The sequence below is a fragment of the Bacillus sp. FSL W8-0183 genome, from assembly GCF_038006825.1.
GTDB lineage: Bacteria > Bacillota > Bacilli > Bacillales > Bacillaceae > Bacillus > Bacillus altitudinis.
The window spans coordinates 3,741,134-3,759,649 of the sequence record NZ_JBBOVY010000001.1 but is presented as its reverse complement, the minus strand read 5'-3'; the positions used below and the strand labels follow the sequence as shown (position 1 = coordinate 3,759,649).

Here is an 18,516-nt window from a genome sequence, read left to right as displayed (position 1 = left end):
TGTTTTATGAAAAGACAAAATTTTACAAAAAATAAACCACACTTTAAATTTTTGCGTGGTTCAAATAAATCATATGATCTTTCGAATATATTTATTTATGCTTTTGAAGAAGAGCTTTGATCTTCAAAAAGTGGTTTTAATTCGATAATATCAAGTAATACTGATTCTTCAAGTCTTTCTTTTATATATCTAAAATCTTGATTATTTTGAGATATAATATCTTTTATGGATTTGATACCATTGATTTTACTTAAAAAAGTAAACCATTCATAAGCATCGCGTGAATCAACAAGGTATTCAATGCTATTATTAATAGTGATATATAATAAGTTATCCTCTTGTAAAGGCATTAAAACATCTATGTTTTCTTTTAGTATTGGAATGTGTAATATATTAATCGTGAGAGCTGCGTCTTGGTTTAAGTTAAAAGTGAAATCGCAATAACAATCAATCTGCTTTTTATAGTCATCGTATCAACCTTTTTTCAAATTCTAATTCATCTTTGACATTTATTCCGTAATTTCCTATAGAGGGAATTGTCGGCTTAAGCATTCTTGCTTTATCAATTGCACCGATATAGATGTTTTTGAAAGAATATCCCTTTCTTTGATAAAACCTAATGGCATTTAAGTTATCATTACTAGTGATTAAATTAATAGATTGTATATTTTGTGTTTTTAGATGTTGTTCTAACTCAAAAAGCAATTTACTGCCAACCCCATGGTACTTTTCTAGAGCCTCTAAAGTCAGGATTTCCGCCTCTTCTTTGAATATTTTGTAAACTAATATTCCTACTATAGTATCTCCACGTTTAGCCAACATAATGTTTTCATTTAAAACATTATAAGTTGTCCCTTTAGACACCATAGTCGTTCCACCCCAATGTTCATTGAAAAAACATGTTAACCATGAAAAGTCTTTTGAACTTGGCTGAGTTACTGTCAATTCTTCTGAAAGAGACCATTTTTTTGAAAGCTGGATATGAGCTATTTCGTTGTCATTCGCTTGATCCTTAGAAAAATTGATTGAGATACCTAGTTTTTCGGCGTTTATTTGAGCAAGTTTTTGTGCGTAGTTTGAAAAATCTTCAGGGTCAATACCAAAATAAAAAAAACTTTCAGGTGGATTCTTTTTGTACCACAATTTGCTACTGATGACATATTCGTTTTGTTTTGTTTCAGTTATGTTGATATCATCATATAATAGTGCTCTTCCTTCAATAAACTCTACGACAAATTCATCTAATTTGTTTTGAGTAAATAAACGGTTTTTTTCTTGAAAATATCCTATTGCACTTAATTTACTGTGAATCCAATTAATTAAATCATCCTCGTTTAGTTCATGATCTCTTGCTAGTGCCATTAGCATTGCAATGTAATTAACGATTGTTTTGCTTCTCTTAGTTGAAATGTTTTTATAGATGTTTTCTAGAATATCATCATTCAGTTTATTCATTTTACATATACAACTTCCTTTTCAATTAATTGTTTACTCAATGCTTGGAGGTCTTTGATACAAGTTTGAACATCTGTATCATATTCTTCAGCAATTTCCGTTACTATTGAAATAAACTCTCTTTGTCCGTCAATTCGTTCATAAAAATCAGCTGCGACTTGATTTAGGGACATGCCCGGTTCGATAATGATACCTTTTAAGTACTTTCTTGTTCATTATCAGGATTTTTTACGAAAATTGTATTATTCTTCATTGTGATTCCCTTCATTCTTTTTTCTATAACAAGGTACCAAGATTGTAGCTTTGGCTCGTTTGTGTCAGGGGATGATTTAAGATTTTATTATCTTCAATGGATATATGTATAGTTGATTTTCTTTGACAAAATCATTATATAAATAACATTCGTCATGAGTCAGCAAAGATTATACACTCCTTTCATAAAGTGTTAGGGTATGAAAAACTAGTTATTAATGTCCTCCAGCAACAACTACATTACGAATCTCAACAAGACATGGAGTTTTATTTTTTTGATGTAACATTCCTCCTGTATATGTATTAAATTCCTATTTTATATCCTAACAAAAGTGATAATAGCATGCCGTTTATATTTTTTTCAATATTTAAATAATGATTTTTTAACAAATTTTATGTTTATAAAGTAATAGTGATGAGTAGATTGATGTTGCAAATAGATTGATAGTTTGTAAAAAAGAAATTGGAGAAAATACAAAAGATGGCTAGAATCATCGGTTATTTTAATCTAGGAAGGCGTTTATGGTTTTAGAGAGCTGTATATCCACTAAATTGAATTCTAAATGGTATAGGATAATCTTTTAGGCTTGCCTGAGGGAACAATGGCAAAAGCAGTATTGTACGCTGCTAAAGAATCAGCTGGATTTTCAGCACATTTTGATGCGTATTGCAATTTCATTTTTCAACTTAAAGGGAAAAAGAAATGGAAGTTGGCTGAAAATTTTAATACAGTGAATCCACTTCAACATTATGAATTAATTGAGGCTCCTCATTTGCCAGATCCATTAAAGTCGTATTGGAATGGTGATTTTCCTGATGAAAATTTATCTAATGGATGGGAATTGATTTTGGATACGGTATCATTTTTATTTCTTCCAAGAGGTTGTTGGCATTCAACTAGTTCTTCTGAAGAAACCATTGCATTAAACTTTACCTTCGGTCAGCCAGTTTGGCTAGATCTAATTTTAAGGAATCGATTGATTCAAAAAGACGAATGGAGAGAACTCGTTAATATTGATCTTTTGGATGAAAATGAACGAAAAAAGGTAGAAGAAAAATTAAAATCAATGATAAATAATTTGCCAAACGATTTCAAGGGGATTTCAGTAGGGGATATACTGGCAAGAAAGATGACTTAGATGTATATCAATCTACACAACTTGTTGTAAGACAACTTATGAGTATAAAAGATGGTTTTTAAGAAGATAACTTATATTCATTATCTTCTTAACTCTACTATAGAAGTATGACGATTAAACTTAATATAATGTTGATAGAGATGACAAAAAATAAAGAACCGCCCAAAAAGCGGTTCTTTATTATGACGGTAAGCTTTTTCTGCAGATCTCCGCCTATTTCCACACTTGATCCGCAATCTCAATCACATGACGCAGCTTTTCCCATTGCTGTTCTTCTGTTAACAAATTGCCTTCCTCTGTTGAGGCGAATCCACATTGTGGGCTCAAACAGATTTGGTTGATGTCCACATATTGTGCCGCTTCCTCGATTCTTCTTTTGATCTGATCAACGGGTTCAAGTTCCCCATACTTTGAAGTGACAAGACCTAGTACGATTTGAAGGTTTGGATTTTTCACATAACGAAGGGGTTCGAATCCGCCAGAACGGTCATCGTCGAATTCTAAGAAGAGACCATCCAAATCGAGACCCGCAAAAATCGTTTCTGCTGCTGCTTCATATCCGCCTTCAGCTGCCCACGTCGATTTAAAGTTACCACGGCAAATGTGCATGGTGATCACTAAATCATCTGGTCGATCGGCAACCGCTTCATTGATTGTTTTCGCAAACGATTCACGCAGTTCATCTTCCTCGCGGCCAAAAGCTTTGATTTGTTCATGTCCTTTTTCAGAAAAGAACACAGCCCAAGCTGTATCATCTAGCTGTAAGTAACGGCAGCCTGCATCATAAAAAGCACGGATGGCTTTTTTATAAGCTTGTGCCACGTCATGGTGAAAATCATCTAAGCTGTCGTACACACCTTCTTCAAGCTTTCCACGGAAAAAGAGCATATTCGGACTTGGAATCGTCATTTTAGCCGTATGATCACCCGCGATGCTGTGAAGGAAGCGATAATCCTCCAGCATTGGATGATCAGTAAAATCAATCTTACCTGTTACTTTGATGCCTCTCGCTTTTGTCGTCGTATTGTGGAATTGAATGCCTTGGTCTGCTTCAAATCCTTCGACCCCATCTAGCCCTTCTAGAAAGTCAAAATGCCACCATGCACGTCTGAATTCTCCATCTGTGACAACCTCTAATCCAATTTCCTTTTGCTTCTCTACAATACGAGTAATTTCTTCGTTTTCAATTTGTCTGAGCTGTTCTGCTGTCAGTGTACCGTCTGCTTTTTGCTTGCGGGCTTCTTTGATGCGTTCAGAACGAAGTAAACTCCCTACTTGATCTGCGCGAAATGGCGGCTTTGTTGTTTTCTTACCAATGGTTTGTACTTGTGTCATGCTGAATCCCTTCTTTCTTCAGGTTATAAATCAAATAAAAAAGCTCTTCCTTGGATAAGGAAGAGCATCATATACTGTGAGATCTCTGCCTTATCTTCAAACAAGCATCAGCTTGCTTAAGGAATTAGCACCATTCTGTTCCTAGGAACAGCGGTTGCCGGGTTTCACAGGGCCAGTCCCTCCACCACTCTTAATAAGGTTACCTTTGATTTAATTTTCTTAATAAACACAATTATTCAATCTTTTTGAGAAAAAGTCAATGGTTTTTCCTATTTATTTTCCTACATAAACAAATCAGCGACGAGAACACCAGCTAATCCAACAAGTGATAGAACAGTCACCATTAATGTCCAAGTTTTAAAAGTTTGAGCCATCGACAAATTAAAGTATTCTTTGTAAATCCAGAAACCCGCATCATTCACGTGAGAGAATGTAATACTGCCGGCGCCTGTTGCAATCACCATTAATTCTGGGCTGACTCCCGTCAAACCAATCAGCGGTGCAGAAATGCCAGCTGCTGTGAGACCCGCGACAGTCGCTGACCCTAAAGAGACACGAAGGACAGCTGCAATCAGCCAAGTGAGGAGCAGAGGAGACAGTGTGCTTCCTTGCATAATCCCTGCAATGTATTGATCAACACCGCTGTCAATGAGCACCTGTTTAAAGGCGCCGCCGCCTGCAATGATCAATAGAATCATCGCAATGGAGCCAATTGAATCCGTAATCGACTTCATGACGTCCTGCATGCTCTTTCCTCTGCCAAGACCAAATGTGTAGATGGCAAGCAGCACAGAGATTAATAGGGCAATTGCCGGCTCACCTAAAAATTCAGCCGCCGGTAGCAGCGGGGAGGACGGGAAGAAAATTTCTAAACATGCTCTGAATGTCATGAGCAATACAGGTAAAATAGCGGTGAAAATACTAATGCCGAAGCTTGGCATTTCCTCTTCTGTAAATTCCTTTGGATTAAACAAGTCCTTTGGAATGTGTGCATGCAGTTGATCTTTCTTAAATAGTTTCGTAAACAAAAGTCCGCCTACTAAAACAGCAGGAATGGCTAAAATAATTCCAACCAATAAGGTTTGTCCCATGTTGGCTTGAAATACATTGGCAATGGCTGTCGGCCCTGGGTGAGGAGGGAGGAAGCCATGTGTTGTAATGAGTGCAGCGACGAGCGGCATTCCCACATACAACACAGGAAGTCTTGCGGCTTGAGCAATGGTAAAGACTAATGGAATAAGAATAATGAATCCGGTTTCATAAAAAAGAGCAATTCCGATAACAAATCCAGTCAGCATCGTCGCCCATTGGATTTTCCCGATACCAAAGCGGTCGATGAGTGTCATGGCAATACGCTGAGCACCGCCAGAATCAGCCATCAATTTACCAAGCATCGCTCCAAAGCCAAGAACCAACGCCAGATGGCCGAGTGTACTTCCAAGCCCTTTTTCGACTGAAGCAATCGCTTCAAGTGGTGACATGCCTTCTAAAACGGCAACGATTAAAGAGACGATAATCAACGAAATGAAAGCGTTTAACTTAAAGACAACCATGAGTAAAAGTAATAACAAAACGCCAAGTCCGATAAAAACTAACGACATGATCTTTCCTCCTTTGTGCTGCATAAGGGAGCGTGAACGCCCCCTCTGCTTTATCCTTCAAGTATGTCTACTGCTTCTTTTAACGTATCCTTTGAGCCAACATTTCCCGGGAAAATCACATAAGACATAAATGGGAATTTGCTTTCTTCTCCTGTTTGCCAAACGGGAATACCTGGTCTGATTTGACCTGCGACGGTCGCACGTTTGACGCTGAGTCCTCTTGTTCCAATATCGCTTGAGGTGATTCCACCTTTGGCAATGAGGTACTTAGGGCGAATGGAGAGGCGCTGAACAATGCTTGTCACAGCATCACTAATCTGAACAGACAGTTTCAATTCTTCCTCTTGACGATCGTCCCCAAGATCAAGCCGTTCTCTCCTTGTATAAACAGCAACCGATTGCCCGGTTGTTAAAAGCCGTTCAGTTTGTTGAATCACGCGGTCAATTTCCTCTTGAAATGCTTCAGGTTCTAACACGAGGTGTGTATCAAATTCAATAAATGCAATGTCTTTATTTTGCTGCAGCGCTCGCAATTGTTCGGTTGTTTTTTTGACATGGGAACCGACCATGATGAGGCCACCGTGCGTGCTTTCTTCCTGTATTAAGTCTTGTCTAGTTAATAGTGCTTGATCCTCAACACCGCCAAGCACTTTTGTGAGAGCTGCCGCACTTCTAAATAGAAAGTGCTGACCTGCTTTGATGGCATCTATGAGGGCAATGACAAAGACTTTGACATCGTCATAGTCCACTGCATTTACAACCACTTTTTGAAAATCCTTCACGGTCATCAGCTGATCCTTGATTTGTTCAATACGTAAAGCCCGGATATCTTCTAAAGAAATATAAGTAGTGTTTTCCTTAGTGAACGATCCGTTTGATTTCTCTTCGATCCATTCTCCGAGGTGAGAAGATTGAAATCCGAATGTACGATCCAATGCAAATTCTGTGTCACCAGCAGGAATTAATTCGTGACCTTCCTGTACGTAGTGAATATTGCCAATCGTAAAGCGGCCGCCTTCTTTAAAAAAGGGAAGAAGGATTTCCCCGTCAAATTGGCGGGAGCTTTGCTGTTCAATGGTCGTTCTGAGAATGTCAGTCTCTAGCGGGAAGTGTCCACGCAGGGTGGAGTCCCCCCGGCTGACAATGATGAAATCTTGATCAAGCCGTTCAGCCGTTTTCACAATCGTTGATGCGATCGTTTCATGAAGAACCGCCGTTTCTTTCTCTGTCATACTGCGAGAGTTGGTTAAGATAAAGAACATACGGCTGTCTTCAAGAAAACCAGCTTCAATGCTTTTCTCTGACCAATCGGTGAAAACAGAGACGCCGTGTACGGTTTGAATGCCTGTTGGGTCATCGTCTAATACAATCACTTTATGGTGGAAATGGTTTAGTGCTTGTTCGTATGCTGATTGAATGCGGTCTGAATCCGCTTTCGGAATGGCATTTAGTAACTCAATGCTTTGTTTCATAGAACCTCATCCTTTCTTCACTTCAACATGAGCCATTTTTTCGTAATATTGAACGATCCCACCGTGATCAAGTCCAGACTTTCCGTCCGCTTTGAGGGCGTGGAAGATTTCCAGCAGCTGACTAGAAAGCGGGAGAGGAACGCCGATATCGTGGGCAGTTTCCATGACATTGGTTAAATCCTTTAAGTTGATGTCAATACGTCCGCCAGGCTCAAAGTTTCGTTCTAAAATGAGAGGAACCTTCGCATCGAGTACAGCACTTCCTGCCAGTCCACCTCGGATGGCTTCATACATTTTATCAATCGCAATGCCAGACTTAGCGGCAAGGACGAGTGCCTCGGACATGGCAGCGATATTTAAGTTGACGATGATTTGATTCGCTAGCTTAGCGGTTGTCCCGCTTCCATTTGATCCAACTAATACGACATCTGTGCCCATGGCATAGAGGACATCCTTTACTTGCTCAAAAATCTCTTTTTCTCCGCCCGCCATAATCGCAAGTGTCCCGTCTATCGCCTTTGGCTCTCCGCCACTGACAGGAGCATCGATAAATTCGACCTGATGCTGTTTTGCCAGTGCCGCTAATGCTCTAGAAGTAACAGGTGAAATAGAGCTCATATCTATAATGATCGTGCCAGGTTTTGCTGTAGCCAATATGCCTTGTTCACCTGCTACAACTGCTTCTACATGCTCACCTTTTGGAAGCATCGTGATTATGATATCGCTTTCATATGCTGCCTCAGCAGCTGATGCAGCGGCATTTGCGCCCACTTCTTTTAATGCTAGAACAGCTTCTGTATGAATATCGAAAACAGTCACAGTATGACCGGCTTTTAATAGATTGAGTGCCATAGGTTTCCCCATAATGCCTAATCCAATGAATCCAATTTGCTTTGCCATTTTGTCCGCCTCCTATTTAGAAACCCCTTACAAAAAGCGCTTTCTTTTCATTTTGTTAGTATATATACTATCGATTTAAATTAATAGTAGGAAATAAACTATTGTCCATTTAATGTACATGACGAAATAGGAATGTGTCAACGGAAAATATGAGAAAAGTCACAAAAAAAAGACCGGAAACAGCTCCGGTCTATGGTCGATTATGTTTTATTTTTAGCTACAGCTAATCGAGAACGTTTGACGTTGTCGATTGCATTTGATCCTAATTCTAAAACAGCTGTGACGTACAAAACATCAATAATCACAAGCTGATTAATACGAGAAATCATTGAGTCAGAACGATAGGTTGTTTCTCTCGATGAACTGAGCAGATGAAAGTCGGATTTCTTGGCGAGCTCTGATTTCGGATAGCTCGTAATCGAGGCGACCGTTGCACCTTTTTCCTTTGCAAATTGCACGGCATCAAGGATTTCTCTACTTTCTCCTGAATGTGAGATCGCGACGATAAAATCATGTTCCGTTGCATGTGTTGCAATCATATTCATCATATGAGGATCACTGCATAGACTCACTTCAAAGCCGAGCTGGAGAAACTTATGATAGGCATCTCCGGCAATAAAACTGGAGGCACCTGCTCCAAAGAAGACGGTTTTATGAGCCTGTTTCATTTGCTCAATAAATTGTGTCACAGCTTGGTCTTCTAAAATATGTTTCATATCCTGAATAGAGTTGGTGGTTAACTCTATGACCTTATGTTTAATATCTGCGACACTATCAGATGCTTCGATCTCACCGTATATGGATTGAGGTGTATTGGTCGCAATATCCTGCGCGACATGGACACGAAACACTTGATAGGACTCATAGCCAATTTTTCGCAGAAAACGAAAGATCGTCGTTTCACTTGTGTTGCATTCAGCAGCGAGTGCACTAATCGAATGAAGCACAACTTTCTGAGGGTTTTGTAAAATGTAATTGGCAATCTTTTTCTGGGTAGGGGACAAACTATGAAATGTTGTCCGGATATGACTAAAAATATTCTCTTCTATGATAAACACCACACTTCATCTAACATTCTATCTTAAGCATACAGGAACTTATGAAAACGGTAAACAAACCTCACATGAAAAATAAAGAATAATATGGAAGAAAACACTTCTTTTGGTTCTTTTGTCATGGTATACTCAATTGGTAATAGACAAAAATGGGGGTTTTTACTATGACAATGAAAAAAGGCCTAACGATCAGCCTGCTCATTTTTTCGCTGATTGTTTCATTGTTTGCGCCAGTTGGATCTGCGGATGCCAAACAAGTGAAAAAAGCAAAAGTAAGTACACACTATTATAAAAAGAAAAAAACGTTTAAATATGCACAGGTGAAAAACCTTAGTAAAGCGCATATGAAAACCATCAATCGTGATTTAAAAGATGATATTGCATTCTCTTATTCTACGTACTTGTTCTTAAAGGACGAAGCGAAAAAAGAAGGCATTGGGAAGATCACATACGAGAGATCGTTTAAAACGAAATTTAACAATGGGAAGAAACTAAGTATCCTAAACTATGATTACATGAATGACGGTAGTATGCACGGGGATACGATGGTTACGAGCATGAACTATGTGTTAACAAAGAAAAAAACAAAGCAACTGTACTTTACAGATGTGGTAAAAACAAAGAAAAAGCGTACAAAAGTAAGGGATTATATCTATAACTACACAAAGAAGCATAAAAGTAAATTCTATGCGAATCTGAAAAAAAGCGATATTCAAATCGGCTACGACACGCAGTACTACTTCACGAAAAAGGGAATCGCTGTTGTCTTCCAGCCATATGAAATTTCACCGTACTATGTAGGAATTCCTATGATTCAAGTACCTGCGAAGGTGTATAAATAAACAAGAGAAACGGCCATGAATTTGGTCGTTTTTTTATACTTAAAAAGAGCCCCTGGTGACGAGGCTCTTCTTTTTACATTTATACTTGTTTGGGTGCATCGTTTAGTGGGTGACGGCGTTTGCCGTTGTAGTGGCGGCGCATACGAAAGATTTCAAACTCCGAAAGCTCTGCGCTTTTTCGTTTTTGGGTGCGGTTATCTTTTTTGAAAGAGAATAGTAAGTAGCAGCAAAGTGAAGCGATAATCAATAAAATCATCATATGACATTCCTCCAATTCATCCTATTCTTTAAGTGTAGACAGGGTGAGTGATGTTTATAACTGAAAATAGTTAGCAAATAGCGTTTAGTTCTAAAGGTTTATTCTTGCTGCTTTTTTAGGTCTAAAATACTGGTTGTTTTTAACTATTATATTTCCAGTTATTGCACTCGTCAAGAAGAATTTTTCTGGGGTTGTCTCTATTAGTACGATTAAGTGTCATAAAAGTTTCAGAAAATTGTAAACTTTTATTAAAAAACCGTTCCCGAACAGGAACGGTTGTAAACATGTTTATGCTTTTTCTTCAAATAAACGTGCAATTTCCACGATCACTTCTGACGCTTTCAGCATGTTCTCTACAGAGATGAATTCATATTTACCGTGGAAGTTTTCCCCGCCAGTAAAGATGTTTGGCGTTGGAAGTCCTTTATATGAAAGCTGTGAGCCATCTGTACCGCCGCGGATTGGTTCAATGACAGGTGTCACTGAGCGGTTTTCCATGGCTTCATGAGCGATGTCTACGATATGTTTGACTGGCTCAATTTTTTCTCTCATATTGTAATATTGATCTTGAATGCTAAGGGTGATGCTGTTTTCACCGTAGACCGCTTTTAAGTCGTGTGCGATTTTTTCAAACAGTGCTTTGCGCTTGTTGAATTTCTCTTTATCAAAATCACGAATAATATATTGCAGCTCTGCTTCTTCTACTTCTCCTACAAACCTCGTGAGGTGGAAAAAGCCTTCGTATCCTTCTGTGTATTCTGGAGATTCATCTGAAGGAAGTTTGTTGTGAAAGAGCATGCCGATCTTTGCAGCACTGACCATTTTGTCTTTTGCTGTCCCTGGATGGACGTTGTTTCCTTTAATTGATACTTTTGCACCTGCGGCGTTGAAGCTTTCATATTGAAGCTCTCCTAGCGGGCCGCCGTCAATCGTATAAGCATAAGAAGCGCCAAAGGCATCAACATCGAATTTGTGAGGTCCTCTGCCGATCTCTTCATCTGGTGTGAAGGCGACACGAATTTTTCCATGCTTGATTTCTGGATGCTCAATCAGGTAATGCATGGCGGTCATAATTTCTGCGATACCTGCTTTGTTATCTGCACCAAGCAGGGTCGTGCCATCAGTCGTGATGAGCGTATGTCCTTGGTATTTTTGTAAATTTGGAAACTGTGCTGGAGATAATACGATATGTAGATCTTCGTTTAACGTGATGTCCCCGCCTTGATAGTTCTCATGAATCTGCGGTTTCACGTTCTTGCCAGTGAAGTCAGTGGCTGTGTCGATATGAGCTAGGAAGCCAATGGTTGGCACTTCTTTGTCTGTGTTAGATGGGATCGTGCCCATGACATAACCGTTTTCATCCATTGTCACTTCTTGAATGCCGATGGATTTCATCTCTTCAACAAGCTGCCTTGCTAGGTTCAGCTGTCCTTCAGTGGATGGGCAGCTCTCTATGTCTGCATCAGACTGTGTATCCACTTTTACATAACTTGTGAATCGCTGGATCATTTCCTCTTTCATTAATACGTCACTCCTTTTGTAGAATATGTTCATTTTATCATGTCTTGAATGCGCTTCATAACAAGAAAGGCTTTCTCTGACAATTAGAGAGGAAAAAGACCTACTTTTATTTTGCGATGTGCTGAATGGTTCTTTAGGGTGATTTTTTTGGGTGTCTTTTTATTTATAATGAGGACATATAAAATCATCCATTTGTACGTTAATTTGGGAGAAAGGGGTGCGAAAGTTGGATTCTAGTCAAACACTTGCACTCGCTCAAAAGTTCCAGGAAGCTGCTGATGGCATTCGGCAGTCGAAGCAGCTGCTTGAGAATCGGCTGAAGGCAGTTGGATCAGGCTGGCAAGGGGAAGCAAGAGATAAATTTGATCAAAGCTTTGAGGAAACAGTGGCACGCTATGATCAATTTGAAAAGGACTTGCTTGAAACAAGTCAGGAACTGCGGGATGCTGCTGTCAAAATCGAGGAACGTAAAGCTGAAATCGCCAGAATGGAAGAGCTTGAGCGAAAAAGGCGAGAAGAACGGAGAGAAAGAAACCGAGAAGGGAGATGATGTGATGGCGCGTGACATTGTAGTAGATCCAGATCAGCTGACAGGGCTGGCGAATGATTTTGTAGGAGAGCTTTCGGCCATCGAAACAAAGCACCACGATTTACATAGTGAACTGGATGGCCTCATCCTAGGCTGTGATCCCCGTTATCGAAGCTGTTTTTCTGGAGTAGGAGATGCATGGGGTTCTGGACAAGCCTTAATGAGCAAATTGAGCAGTGACGACATTGCCATTCGTCATGCAACGGATAAAATGGTCGAAGCTGATGATATTTTAAGGAAAATGTACAGTCTGTATGATCAATATGGTACACTCACGAGCCTAGCTGGTATTGTGATGATGCAGGCAAAATACTATGGACTTGGCATGACGACCTTTATTAAAGAAAATGGCCGCTATGCTGCGCAGCATTCAAAGCTCCTTCTTGATGTGACCGGACGGGTAGAAGGAACGAGATTTGACCGGTTGGCAAGGATTTGGCTGAGTAAAAAAGAATTATTAAAACGATCCAATTGGTCGATGGCTGACCTGGTCCATAAGAAATTCACGAAATTTTATCCTAGCGATACAGTTGCGTTCACGAACAGTGTACGTGATTTCACAAAAGGAAGTATCAATTGGAAGGACACAGCTGGCATCAAGTCTGTTCTGAAAAATGGTGCAAGGTTTGCGAAAGGAAATGCCATCATTGCAACGGTCGTCACGGGTGCAACAGAAACGGTTGGCTGCGGTCTGAAAATTGCGGAGAACTATGCGGAATTTGGGGATCAGCCAGAAGTTCTCAAGCGTGAAAATGCAAAGGCTGTTGGAAATGCAGTGAATAATACGGTCTTTATTGCAGGCGGATCTGTTGCAGGTGCCGTTGTGGGCGGCGCTCTTGGAAGTTTTGCAGGACCGATTGGAACAGTCGTTGGCGGTGCGATAGGATCAGCAGTAGGTGGCTTTATTGGTGAAAAAGTCGCCAAGCTTACTTCTGGTTTTGCAGAACAGGTCGCAGTGAAATTAAAAGACCCAATTCATGCGGTTGTCGATAAAGGAAAAAAAGCATTTGAACTGGCAGGTCAAGGTGTTAAAGCAGTCAATGACACCATTGATCAAGCAAATCAGGTGATACATAAAGGAATAGAAAAAACAAAAGAAACCGCAGATTCGCTGTTGAAAGGTGCAGGTGATTTCTTGAAGGGCGCATTTTCTTTTGGATAAGGAGAGATCAAGTTGGATCAGCTAAGTCTAAGTATCGAGGAACTCATCTTTAGTTTTTACAGTGAAGGCTATTTTGAGCAAGGGATGTCTTTAAAGGAAGCCTATTATCCAGATGTAGAGGATGAACGTCTTGGATTTTTATTTGAAATTGCATGTCGCTCTTTGCTGGCAAAAGACGTGCTGGAATTTCGAAATAGACAATACCGTTATAAAGAAAAATACCGGCATTTCATTCAAGCCATGAACGATGCATCACATACCGTGAAAGCTTCAAGGTTTGGTGCATTAGATGAAGAGGTCAGTACGTCCTTTCATACGACTCAGGCAGGTGTGTATTCACACCATACGCTTTATGATCAACAAGTGCATCAGATTCACAAACTAAAAGACGATCAGCAGACTGTGGAGCAAGTGACAACCTTTTTGAACATACACATGAGTGAACACCTCACACCAGTCATCAATTTGCAGGCAGAAGAATTTGAACTGCTGTTAGAACAAGCCAGTCAAGGGAATGATGATTGGCCTTCTTTTCTAAATAAAGCAGAGAACCAAGAGCTTGTGCGGGCATTTGTTTCTGATGTAAGGGTCAGAAAAGGAAAAATGGATTCTTTGATGAAGGTCACTTATGATAAAAATAATACGCCGGATGTAGTGTCTATGATATTTGTTATTCCGGGGCAGAAGCATTCTTGGCTAGTGTCGGGCATGAAGGAAAATGAATTTCGGATAGAGACGGCTCATAGGGACGGATTACGTTCTATATTCTAATGGAGAAAAGGAGAATGGCGCTTGAATCCAAGTGAAGTAATAGAAGTGAGGAGCAGACCCTTTCTAAGAGTATGGGCATTCTTAGCAACGGGCGGATTTGGCATCATCGGTATTTGGTTATTTTCAGAAGCTCTTACATTTGAATCGAATTATACGTTGTTTTTATTTTTAGGCGGATTATTAGGCATTGTCTATGGGTGGATCTCTTTTTTGATGATTCTTCCGGCTTTTACGAAGAGGGGAAATGTGATTTTTCGCATTCAGCGAGGAGAGAATGGCGCTGTTTTATACCGGCAACAAACAATCCCTTTTCAAGACATTCAATCTATTGATATGCGCAGGCATCGTTACAGTATCAGGGGATTTCTGTTCATGGATGTGCTCATTCGGAAAATTGATGGGAAATTGATCAAGATTCCGGCGTACAGTATTTTAGATGAAGAAGTATTTGAGCAAACGGTGAAACAAAACATTTATCCATATTTACATGAGACCGCCCAAGAGAATTGGAAACAGCAGCATGGTCATGGTGAAAAGCAGAATCAATAGATGTTTTTGCCATCATTCCATGAGGTGAGACGCCACTTTTTTTAAGAAATCGTGTAAGATGTCAGTAAAGACTGAACAATCAAGAGGTGATGAGAGATGGACAAAGAAATGGTAATTGACCTCGTCACAGAACAAATGGCACGAATTCGAAAAGAAAAAGACTATACACAGGACCGCATGGCTGAGGTGCTTGGGCTATCCAAACGGCATTTGCAGCAGGTAGAAAAGAATCGTCTTCGCCTCAACTGGACGCAATCTGCGGCCGTATGTGCATTATTCAGGGATAGTGACATTTTAAAAGGGACACTTGGGGATGATCCGCTTGAGATTTTGGAAGTCGTCGCCCACGATGAATTGCATTTATCTGTTGAACGTACGATTGGCGGAAAGGTTTGGTGGCGGACGTCTGTGAGAAAAGGTACGTTTCGTCTTCAGCAGAATGTGCTAAGTCAGCATTACCGCATCTTAGATGATGAGAATTATCGCTATTATAGTTCCTTTAATAAAGAAGAAGCGAAGCGGCGGTTAGAGGAATTAAGTGAGCTGTCGTAAGCAGAAAAAGAGAGGTCCCTCTATGACAGGGACCTCTCTTTTTTGTGTTGTTTATACTTTCAGAGTGTTTTTCGCCCGAATAAAGGCAACAAGCTGTTTGATTTCTTCATCTGTTAGTGGAACGCCGTCTACATGGATGGTTCCTTCTTTTGCTTCCGTCAGCTCAATTTTGATATCAGAGATTTTGCGTTGTATCTCTGGCTCGTCCGTTCTACCAAGTAAAAAATCAATGGACGTATCATACAAATCAGCCAGCAGTTTCACTGCTTCAAGCGAAGGTCGTCGGTACCCAGATTCGTAACCGGCATAGGTGCTTTTGGCGATACCTAGGCGATCTGCCGTATGCTGGAGAGACCATTTTTTCTTTTTTCTAAGGGTGGTTAAACGATCGAGTATCATACATGAACGCTCCTTTATATACAACAACAGTATATCATATTTTGACAAAGAGTGTACGCGTTATGCGTAATAATTTCTTGATTAATTCGCGTTATGTGACTATAATGGCAATGAAGGTACGCGTAAAGCGTATATTATAGAATAGCACAAGCTGGCTTATAATATGTGTGACAAACGAAGTAATTTTACTGAAAGAGGTGGACCTGTTGAAGAAATTATTGCTTTTAACCACTGGTGGGACGATTGCATCTGTAGAAAGTGAAAATGGTTTAGCTCCAGGTGTTAAAGCTGAGGACCTTTTAAGCTATTTAAACGAAATTAATGCAGACTACACAATGGACACAAAGTCCCTAATGAGTATAGATAGTACCAATATGCAGCCTGAATACTGGGTTGATATCGCAACAGCCATTTATGAAAATTATGATCAATATGACGGATTTGTCGTCACGCATGGTACGGACACAATGGCCTATACATCAGCAGCACTATCGTATATGCTGCAAAATCCTGATAAGCCAATTGTCATTACAGGGTCACAAATCCCGATTACGTTTAAGAAAACAGATGCGAAGAAAAACATTACAGATGCGATTCGTTTTGCATGTGACGGTGTTGGCGGCGTATACGTCGTGTTTGATGGCAGAGTCATTCAAGGAACTCGCGCAATCAAACTAAGAACGAAAAGCTACGATGCATTTGAAAGTATTAACTACCCATATATTGCATCGATTGAAAATCATCAAATTGAATACAATAGCAAAGTAAAAAGATCATCAATGAAACCGCTTAAATTAGATGCATCCTTGAACACAGACGTTTGTTTACTAAAACTGCATCCAGGACTGAAGCCTGAGTTTTTAGATTCAATCAAAGGTTTGTACAAAGGAGTCGTCATTGAAAGCTACGGCAGCGGCGGAATTCCTTTCGAAGGAAGAAACCTTTTAGAAAAAATCAACGAATTGCTGGAAGAAGGCATTTCTGTTGTGATCACCACTCAGTGTCTCGAAGAAGGAGAAGACATGAGTGTGTATGAAGTAGGACGTAAAATCAATCAAGAACTGGTTGCTCGTTCAAGAAACATGAACACAGAAGCTATCGTGCCAAAGCTCATGTGGGCATTAGGTAAAACAACAGATCCACGAGAAGTGAAAAAGATTATGGAAACGCCAATCGCAGAAGATTTAGTGATTTAACTATTCTATAGAAAGCAGGTCATACGAGATGGTTCAAGCAACTTATCGTTACGAGAAGGATTTTCTAGGTGAAAAAGAAATTCCCGCAGACGTGTATTATGGTGTTCAAACGCTTCGTGCAAAAGAGAATTTCCCGATTACAGGATATCGCATGCATGAAGAGCTCATTCGAGCATTTGCCATTGTCAAAAAAGCAGCAGCTCAAGCCAACATGGAAGTCGGACGTTTATATGAAGGAATTGGAAATGCGATCGTTCAAGCTTCAGATGAAGTCATTGAAGGCAAATTCCATGAATATTTCATCGTAGACCCGATTCAAGGCGGCGCAGGAACGTCTATGAATATGAATGCCAATGAGGTCATTGGAAACAGAGCCCTCGAGATCATGGGACATCAAAAGGGCGAATACATTCATTTAAGTCCAAACACACATGTGAACATGTCACAATCGACAAATGATTCGTTCCCAACGGCGATCCATATTGCAGTGCTCAAGCAGTTAGACATTTTACTTGAGACGATGCAGGCCATGCATGACGTATTTCAAAAGAAAGCAAAAGAATTCGATCATGTCATCAAAATGGGGCGTACTCATTTACAAGATGCTGTTCCGATCCGTTTAGGACAAGAGTTTGAAGCATACAGCCGTGTGCTGAGCCGTGATATTAAACGAATCAACCAATCAAAACAGCATTTATATGAAGTGAATATGGGTGCGACCGCTGTTGGGACAGGCCTCAATGCAGATCCTCGCTACATTGAAATCGTCGTAAAGAAGCTTGCTGATATTTCTGGACTGCCACTAGTAGGCGCAGAGCACCTCGTAGATGCGACGCAAAATACAGATGCATACACAGAAGTATCTGCTGCCTTAAAAGTATGCATGATGAACATGTCTAAAATTGCGAATGACCTTCGCTTAATGGCATCTGGCCCACGTGCAGGTCTTGCTGAGATTGCATTGCCAGCCCGTCAGCCGGGATCATCCATTATGCCTGGGAAAGTCAATCCAGTCATGGCAGAGCTCATTAACCAAATCGCATTCCAGGTCATTGGGAACGACCACACCATCTGTCTTGCTTCTGAAGCAGGCCAGCTTGAGTTAAATGTGATGGAGCCTGTTCTGGTCTTTAACTTGCTTCAATCTATTAGTATAATGAATAACGGATTCCGCTCATTCACAGATCATTGTTTAGCGGACATCGAAGCAAATGAAAAACGTTTGAAAGAATATGTCGAAAAAAGTGCAGGTGTCATTACTGCGGTAAACCCTCACTTAGGCTATGAAGCCGCGGCTAGAATCGCAAGGGAAGCCATTTTAACAGGACAATCGATCAGAGATCTTTGCCTGCAAAATGATGTGTTAACAGAAGAAGAACTTGATATTATTTTGAATCCTTACGAGATGACAAAGCCTGGCATTGCGGGTGCAGAGCTCCTAGAGCGATAATAATATCAAAAATTTTA

General features: G+C 40.1%; 20 protein-coding genes and 1 riboswitch. Of the genes, 9 read left to right on the top strand and 11 right to left on the bottom strand.

The genetic code is table 11. The features are described from left to right. Positions 1-95: 95 nt before the first annotated feature. The 3 genes from NSQ64_RS19845 to NSQ64_RS19835 form a co-directional block, all read right to left on the bottom strand. Positions 96-350 carry a hypothetical protein gene (locus NSQ64_RS19845; protein WP_268382026.1) on the bottom strand — a complete coding sequence of 85 codons (255 nt, stop codon included), beginning with the start codon at positions 348-350 and terminating at the stop codon, positions 96-98. A 115-nt stretch (positions 351-465) separates the two neighbouring features. After that, positions 466-1,455 carry a GNAT family N-acetyltransferase gene (locus NSQ64_RS19840; protein WP_017358651.1) on the bottom strand — a complete coding sequence of 330 codons (990 nt, stop codon included), beginning with the start codon at positions 1,453-1,455 and terminating at the stop codon, positions 466-468. Continuing rightward, positions 1,452-1,628 (bottom strand): PqqD family protein, encoded by a 177-nt coding sequence (locus NSQ64_RS19835; RefSeq protein ID WP_017358652.1) that lies wholly within the window; start codon positions 1,626-1,628, stop codon positions 1,452-1,454. Before NSQ64_RS19835 ends, NSQ64_RS19840 begins: the two co-directional genes overlap by 4 nt. A 681-nt stretch (positions 1,629-2,309) precedes the next feature. Between NSQ64_RS19835 and NSQ64_RS19830 the strand changes: the two genes are divergently transcribed. After that, positions 2,310-2,846, top strand: a complete 537-nt coding sequence (locus tag NSQ64_RS19830) for a JmjC domain-containing protein (protein ID WP_341017974.1) — start codon at positions 2,310-2,312, stop codon at positions 2,844-2,846. A gap of 213 nt (positions 2,847-3,059) precedes the next feature. On the opposite strand, the gene NSQ64_RS19825 is transcribed toward NSQ64_RS19830, so the two are convergent. The 5 genes from NSQ64_RS19825 to NSQ64_RS19805 all read right to left on the bottom strand — a co-directional run bounded on the left by NSQ64_RS19825 (position 3,060) and on the right by NSQ64_RS19805 (position 9,212). Next, positions 3,060-4,181, bottom strand: coding sequence for a 5-methyltetrahydropteroyltriglutamate--homocysteine S-methyltransferase (locus NSQ64_RS19825; RefSeq protein WP_025208229.1), 1,122 nt, complete (start codon positions 4,179-4,181; stop codon positions 3,060-3,062). A gap of 87 nt (positions 4,182-4,268) precedes the next feature. Then, a riboswitch (SAM riboswitch) is annotated at positions 4,269-4,381 on the bottom strand. Between the two features lie 81 nt (positions 4,382-4,462). After that, positions 4,463-5,782, bottom strand: coding sequence for a gluconate:H+ symporter (locus tag NSQ64_RS19820; RefSeq protein ID WP_008345676.1), 1,320 nt, complete (start codon positions 5,780-5,782; stop codon positions 4,463-4,465). 50 nt (positions 5,783-5,832) lie between these two features. Next, the gene (locus NSQ64_RS19815) at positions 5,833-7,254 is read right to left on the bottom strand and encodes a four-carbon acid sugar kinase family protein (RefSeq protein WP_024719228.1); all 1,422 of its coding nucleotides are present in this window, start codon (positions 7,252-7,254) and stop codon (positions 5,833-5,835) included. 6 nt (positions 7,255-7,260) lie between these two features. Continuing rightward, positions 7,261-8,154 (bottom strand): 2-hydroxy-3-oxopropionate reductase, encoded by an 894-nt coding sequence (gene garR, locus NSQ64_RS19810; protein WP_341017969.1) that lies wholly within the window; start codon positions 8,152-8,154, stop codon positions 7,261-7,263. Between the two features lie 200 nt (positions 8,155-8,354). After that, positions 8,355-9,212 (bottom strand): MurR/RpiR family transcriptional regulator, encoded by an 858-nt coding sequence (locus NSQ64_RS19805; RefSeq protein WP_024719230.1) that lies wholly within the window; start codon positions 9,210-9,212, stop codon positions 8,355-8,357. 161 nt (positions 9,213-9,373) lie between these two features. Here NSQ64_RS19805 and NSQ64_RS19800 point away from each other — a divergent pair, with 161 nt between their 5' ends. Further along, on the top strand, positions 9,374-10,051 hold the full coding sequence (locus NSQ64_RS19800) for a DUF3298 and DUF4163 domain-containing protein (protein ID WP_024719231.1): 678 nt from the start codon (positions 9,374-9,376) through the stop codon (positions 10,049-10,051). Positions 10,052-10,130: 79 nt separating this feature from the next. Here NSQ64_RS19800 and NSQ64_RS19795 read toward each other — a convergent pair whose 3' ends face one another. Then, positions 10,131-10,310: a hypothetical protein gene (locus NSQ64_RS19795; RefSeq protein ID WP_008345664.1), complete on the bottom strand. Its 180-nt coding sequence runs from the start codon at positions 10,308-10,310 to the stop codon at positions 10,131-10,133. A gap of 288 nt (positions 10,311-10,598) precedes the next feature. Further along, positions 10,599-11,831 (bottom strand): peptidase T, encoded by a 1,233-nt coding sequence (pepT, locus tag NSQ64_RS19790; protein ID WP_024719540.1) that lies wholly within the window; start codon positions 11,829-11,831, stop codon positions 10,599-10,601. A 226-nt stretch (positions 11,832-12,057) separates the two neighbouring features. Here pepT and NSQ64_RS19785 point away from each other — a divergent pair, with 226 nt between their 5' ends. The 5 genes from NSQ64_RS19785 (at position 12,058) to NSQ64_RS19765 (ending at position 15,454) form a co-directional block, all read left to right on the top strand. Continuing rightward, positions 12,058-12,381 (top strand): WXG100 family type VII secretion target, encoded by a 324-nt coding sequence (locus tag NSQ64_RS19785; protein ID WP_017358661.1) that lies wholly within the window; start codon positions 12,058-12,060, stop codon positions 12,379-12,381. 4 nt (positions 12,382-12,385) lie between these two features. After that, positions 12,386-13,582: a DUF6861 domain-containing protein gene (locus tag NSQ64_RS19780; protein WP_017358662.1), complete on the top strand. Its 1,197-nt coding sequence runs from the start codon at positions 12,386-12,388 to the stop codon at positions 13,580-13,582. Positions 13,583-13,594: 12 nt separating this feature from the next. After that, positions 13,595-14,353, top strand: coding sequence for a hypothetical protein (locus NSQ64_RS19775; protein WP_024719539.1), 759 nt, complete (start codon positions 13,595-13,597; stop codon positions 14,351-14,353). Between the two features lie 21 nt (positions 14,354-14,374). Continuing rightward, positions 14,375-14,902 (top strand): YfjD family protein, encoded by a 528-nt coding sequence (locus tag NSQ64_RS19770; protein ID WP_024719538.1) that lies wholly within the window; start codon positions 14,375-14,377, stop codon positions 14,900-14,902. A gap of 96 nt (positions 14,903-14,998) precedes the next feature. After that, positions 14,999-15,454: a helix-turn-helix domain-containing protein gene (locus NSQ64_RS19765; protein ID WP_008345651.1), complete on the top strand. Its 456-nt coding sequence runs from the start codon at positions 14,999-15,001 to the stop codon at positions 15,452-15,454. 51 nt (positions 15,455-15,505) lie between these two features. Here NSQ64_RS19765 and NSQ64_RS19760 read toward each other — a convergent pair whose 3' ends face one another. Next, complete coding sequence (locus tag NSQ64_RS19760; protein WP_017368336.1) at positions 15,506-15,853, bottom strand: helix-turn-helix domain-containing protein; 348 nt, start codon at positions 15,851-15,853, stop codon at positions 15,506-15,508. A 206-nt stretch (positions 15,854-16,059) separates the two neighbouring features. Here NSQ64_RS19760 and NSQ64_RS19755 point away from each other — a divergent pair, with 206 nt between their 5' ends. Together NSQ64_RS19755 and aspA are read left to right on the top strand one after the other, a co-directional pair. Beyond that, a complete protein-coding gene (locus tag NSQ64_RS19755) occupies positions 16,060-17,049 on the top strand; it encodes an asparaginase (protein WP_017358664.1) in 990 nt (329 codons plus the stop codon). 28 nt (positions 17,050-17,077) lie between these two features. After that, positions 17,078-18,499, top strand: coding sequence for an aspartate ammonia-lyase (gene aspA / locus NSQ64_RS19750; RefSeq protein WP_017368335.1), 1,422 nt, complete (start codon positions 17,078-17,080; stop codon positions 18,497-18,499). Positions 18,500-18,516 lie beyond the last annotated feature (17 nt).

Excerpts from the sequence above, each read along its gene's own strand:
- NSQ64_RS19845 (WP_268382026.1), bottom strand. The coding sequence starts at position 350 with ATGCCTTTACAAGAGGATAACTTATTATATATCACTATTAATAATAGC.
- NSQ64_RS19840 (WP_017358651.1), bottom strand. The coding sequence starts at position 1,455 with ATGAATAAACTGAATGATGATATTCTAGAAAACATCTATAAAAACATT.
- NSQ64_RS19835 (WP_017358652.1), bottom strand. The coding sequence starts at position 1,628 with ATGTCCCTAAATCAAGTCGCAGCTGATTTTTATGAACGAATTGACGGA.
- NSQ64_RS19830 (WP_341017974.1), top strand. The coding sequence starts at position 2,310 with ATGGCAAAAGCAGTATTGTACGCTGCTAAAGAATCAGCTGGATTTTCA.
- NSQ64_RS19825 (WP_025208229.1), bottom strand. The coding sequence starts at position 4,181 with ATGACACAAGTACAAACCATTGGTAAGAAAACAACAAAGCCGCCATTT.
- NSQ64_RS19820 (WP_008345676.1), bottom strand. The coding sequence starts at position 5,782 with ATGTCGTTAGTTTTTATCGGACTTGGCGTTTTGTTATTACTTTTACTC.
- NSQ64_RS19815 (WP_024719228.1), bottom strand. The coding sequence starts at position 7,254 with ATGAAACAAAGCATTGAGTTACTAAATGCCATTCCGAAAGCGGATTCA.
- garR (WP_341017969.1), bottom strand. The coding sequence starts at position 8,154 with ATGGCAAAGCAAATTGGATTCATTGGATTAGGCATTATGGGGAAACCT.
- NSQ64_RS19800 (WP_024719231.1), top strand. The coding sequence starts at position 9,374 with ATGACAATGAAAAAAGGCCTAACGATCAGCCTGCTCATTTTTTCGCTG.
- NSQ64_RS19795 (WP_008345664.1), bottom strand. The coding sequence starts at position 10,310 with ATGATGATTTTATTGATTATCGCTTCACTTTGCTGCTACTTACTATTC.
- pepT (WP_024719540.1), bottom strand. The coding sequence starts at position 11,831 with ATGAAAGAGGAAATGATCCAGCGATTCACAAGTTATGTAAAAGTGGAT.
- NSQ64_RS19780 (WP_017358662.1), top strand. The coding sequence starts at position 12,386 with ATGGCGCGTGACATTGTAGTAGATCCAGATCAGCTGACAGGGCTGGCG.
- NSQ64_RS19765 (WP_008345651.1), top strand. The coding sequence starts at position 14,999 with ATGGACAAAGAAATGGTAATTGACCTCGTCACAGAACAAATGGCACGA.
- NSQ64_RS19760 (WP_017368336.1), bottom strand. The coding sequence starts at position 15,853 with ATGATACTCGATCGTTTAACCACCCTTAGAAAAAAGAAAAAATGGTCT.
- aspA (WP_017368335.1), top strand. The coding sequence starts at position 17,078 with ATGGTTCAAGCAACTTATCGTTACGAGAAGGATTTTCTAGGTGAAAAA.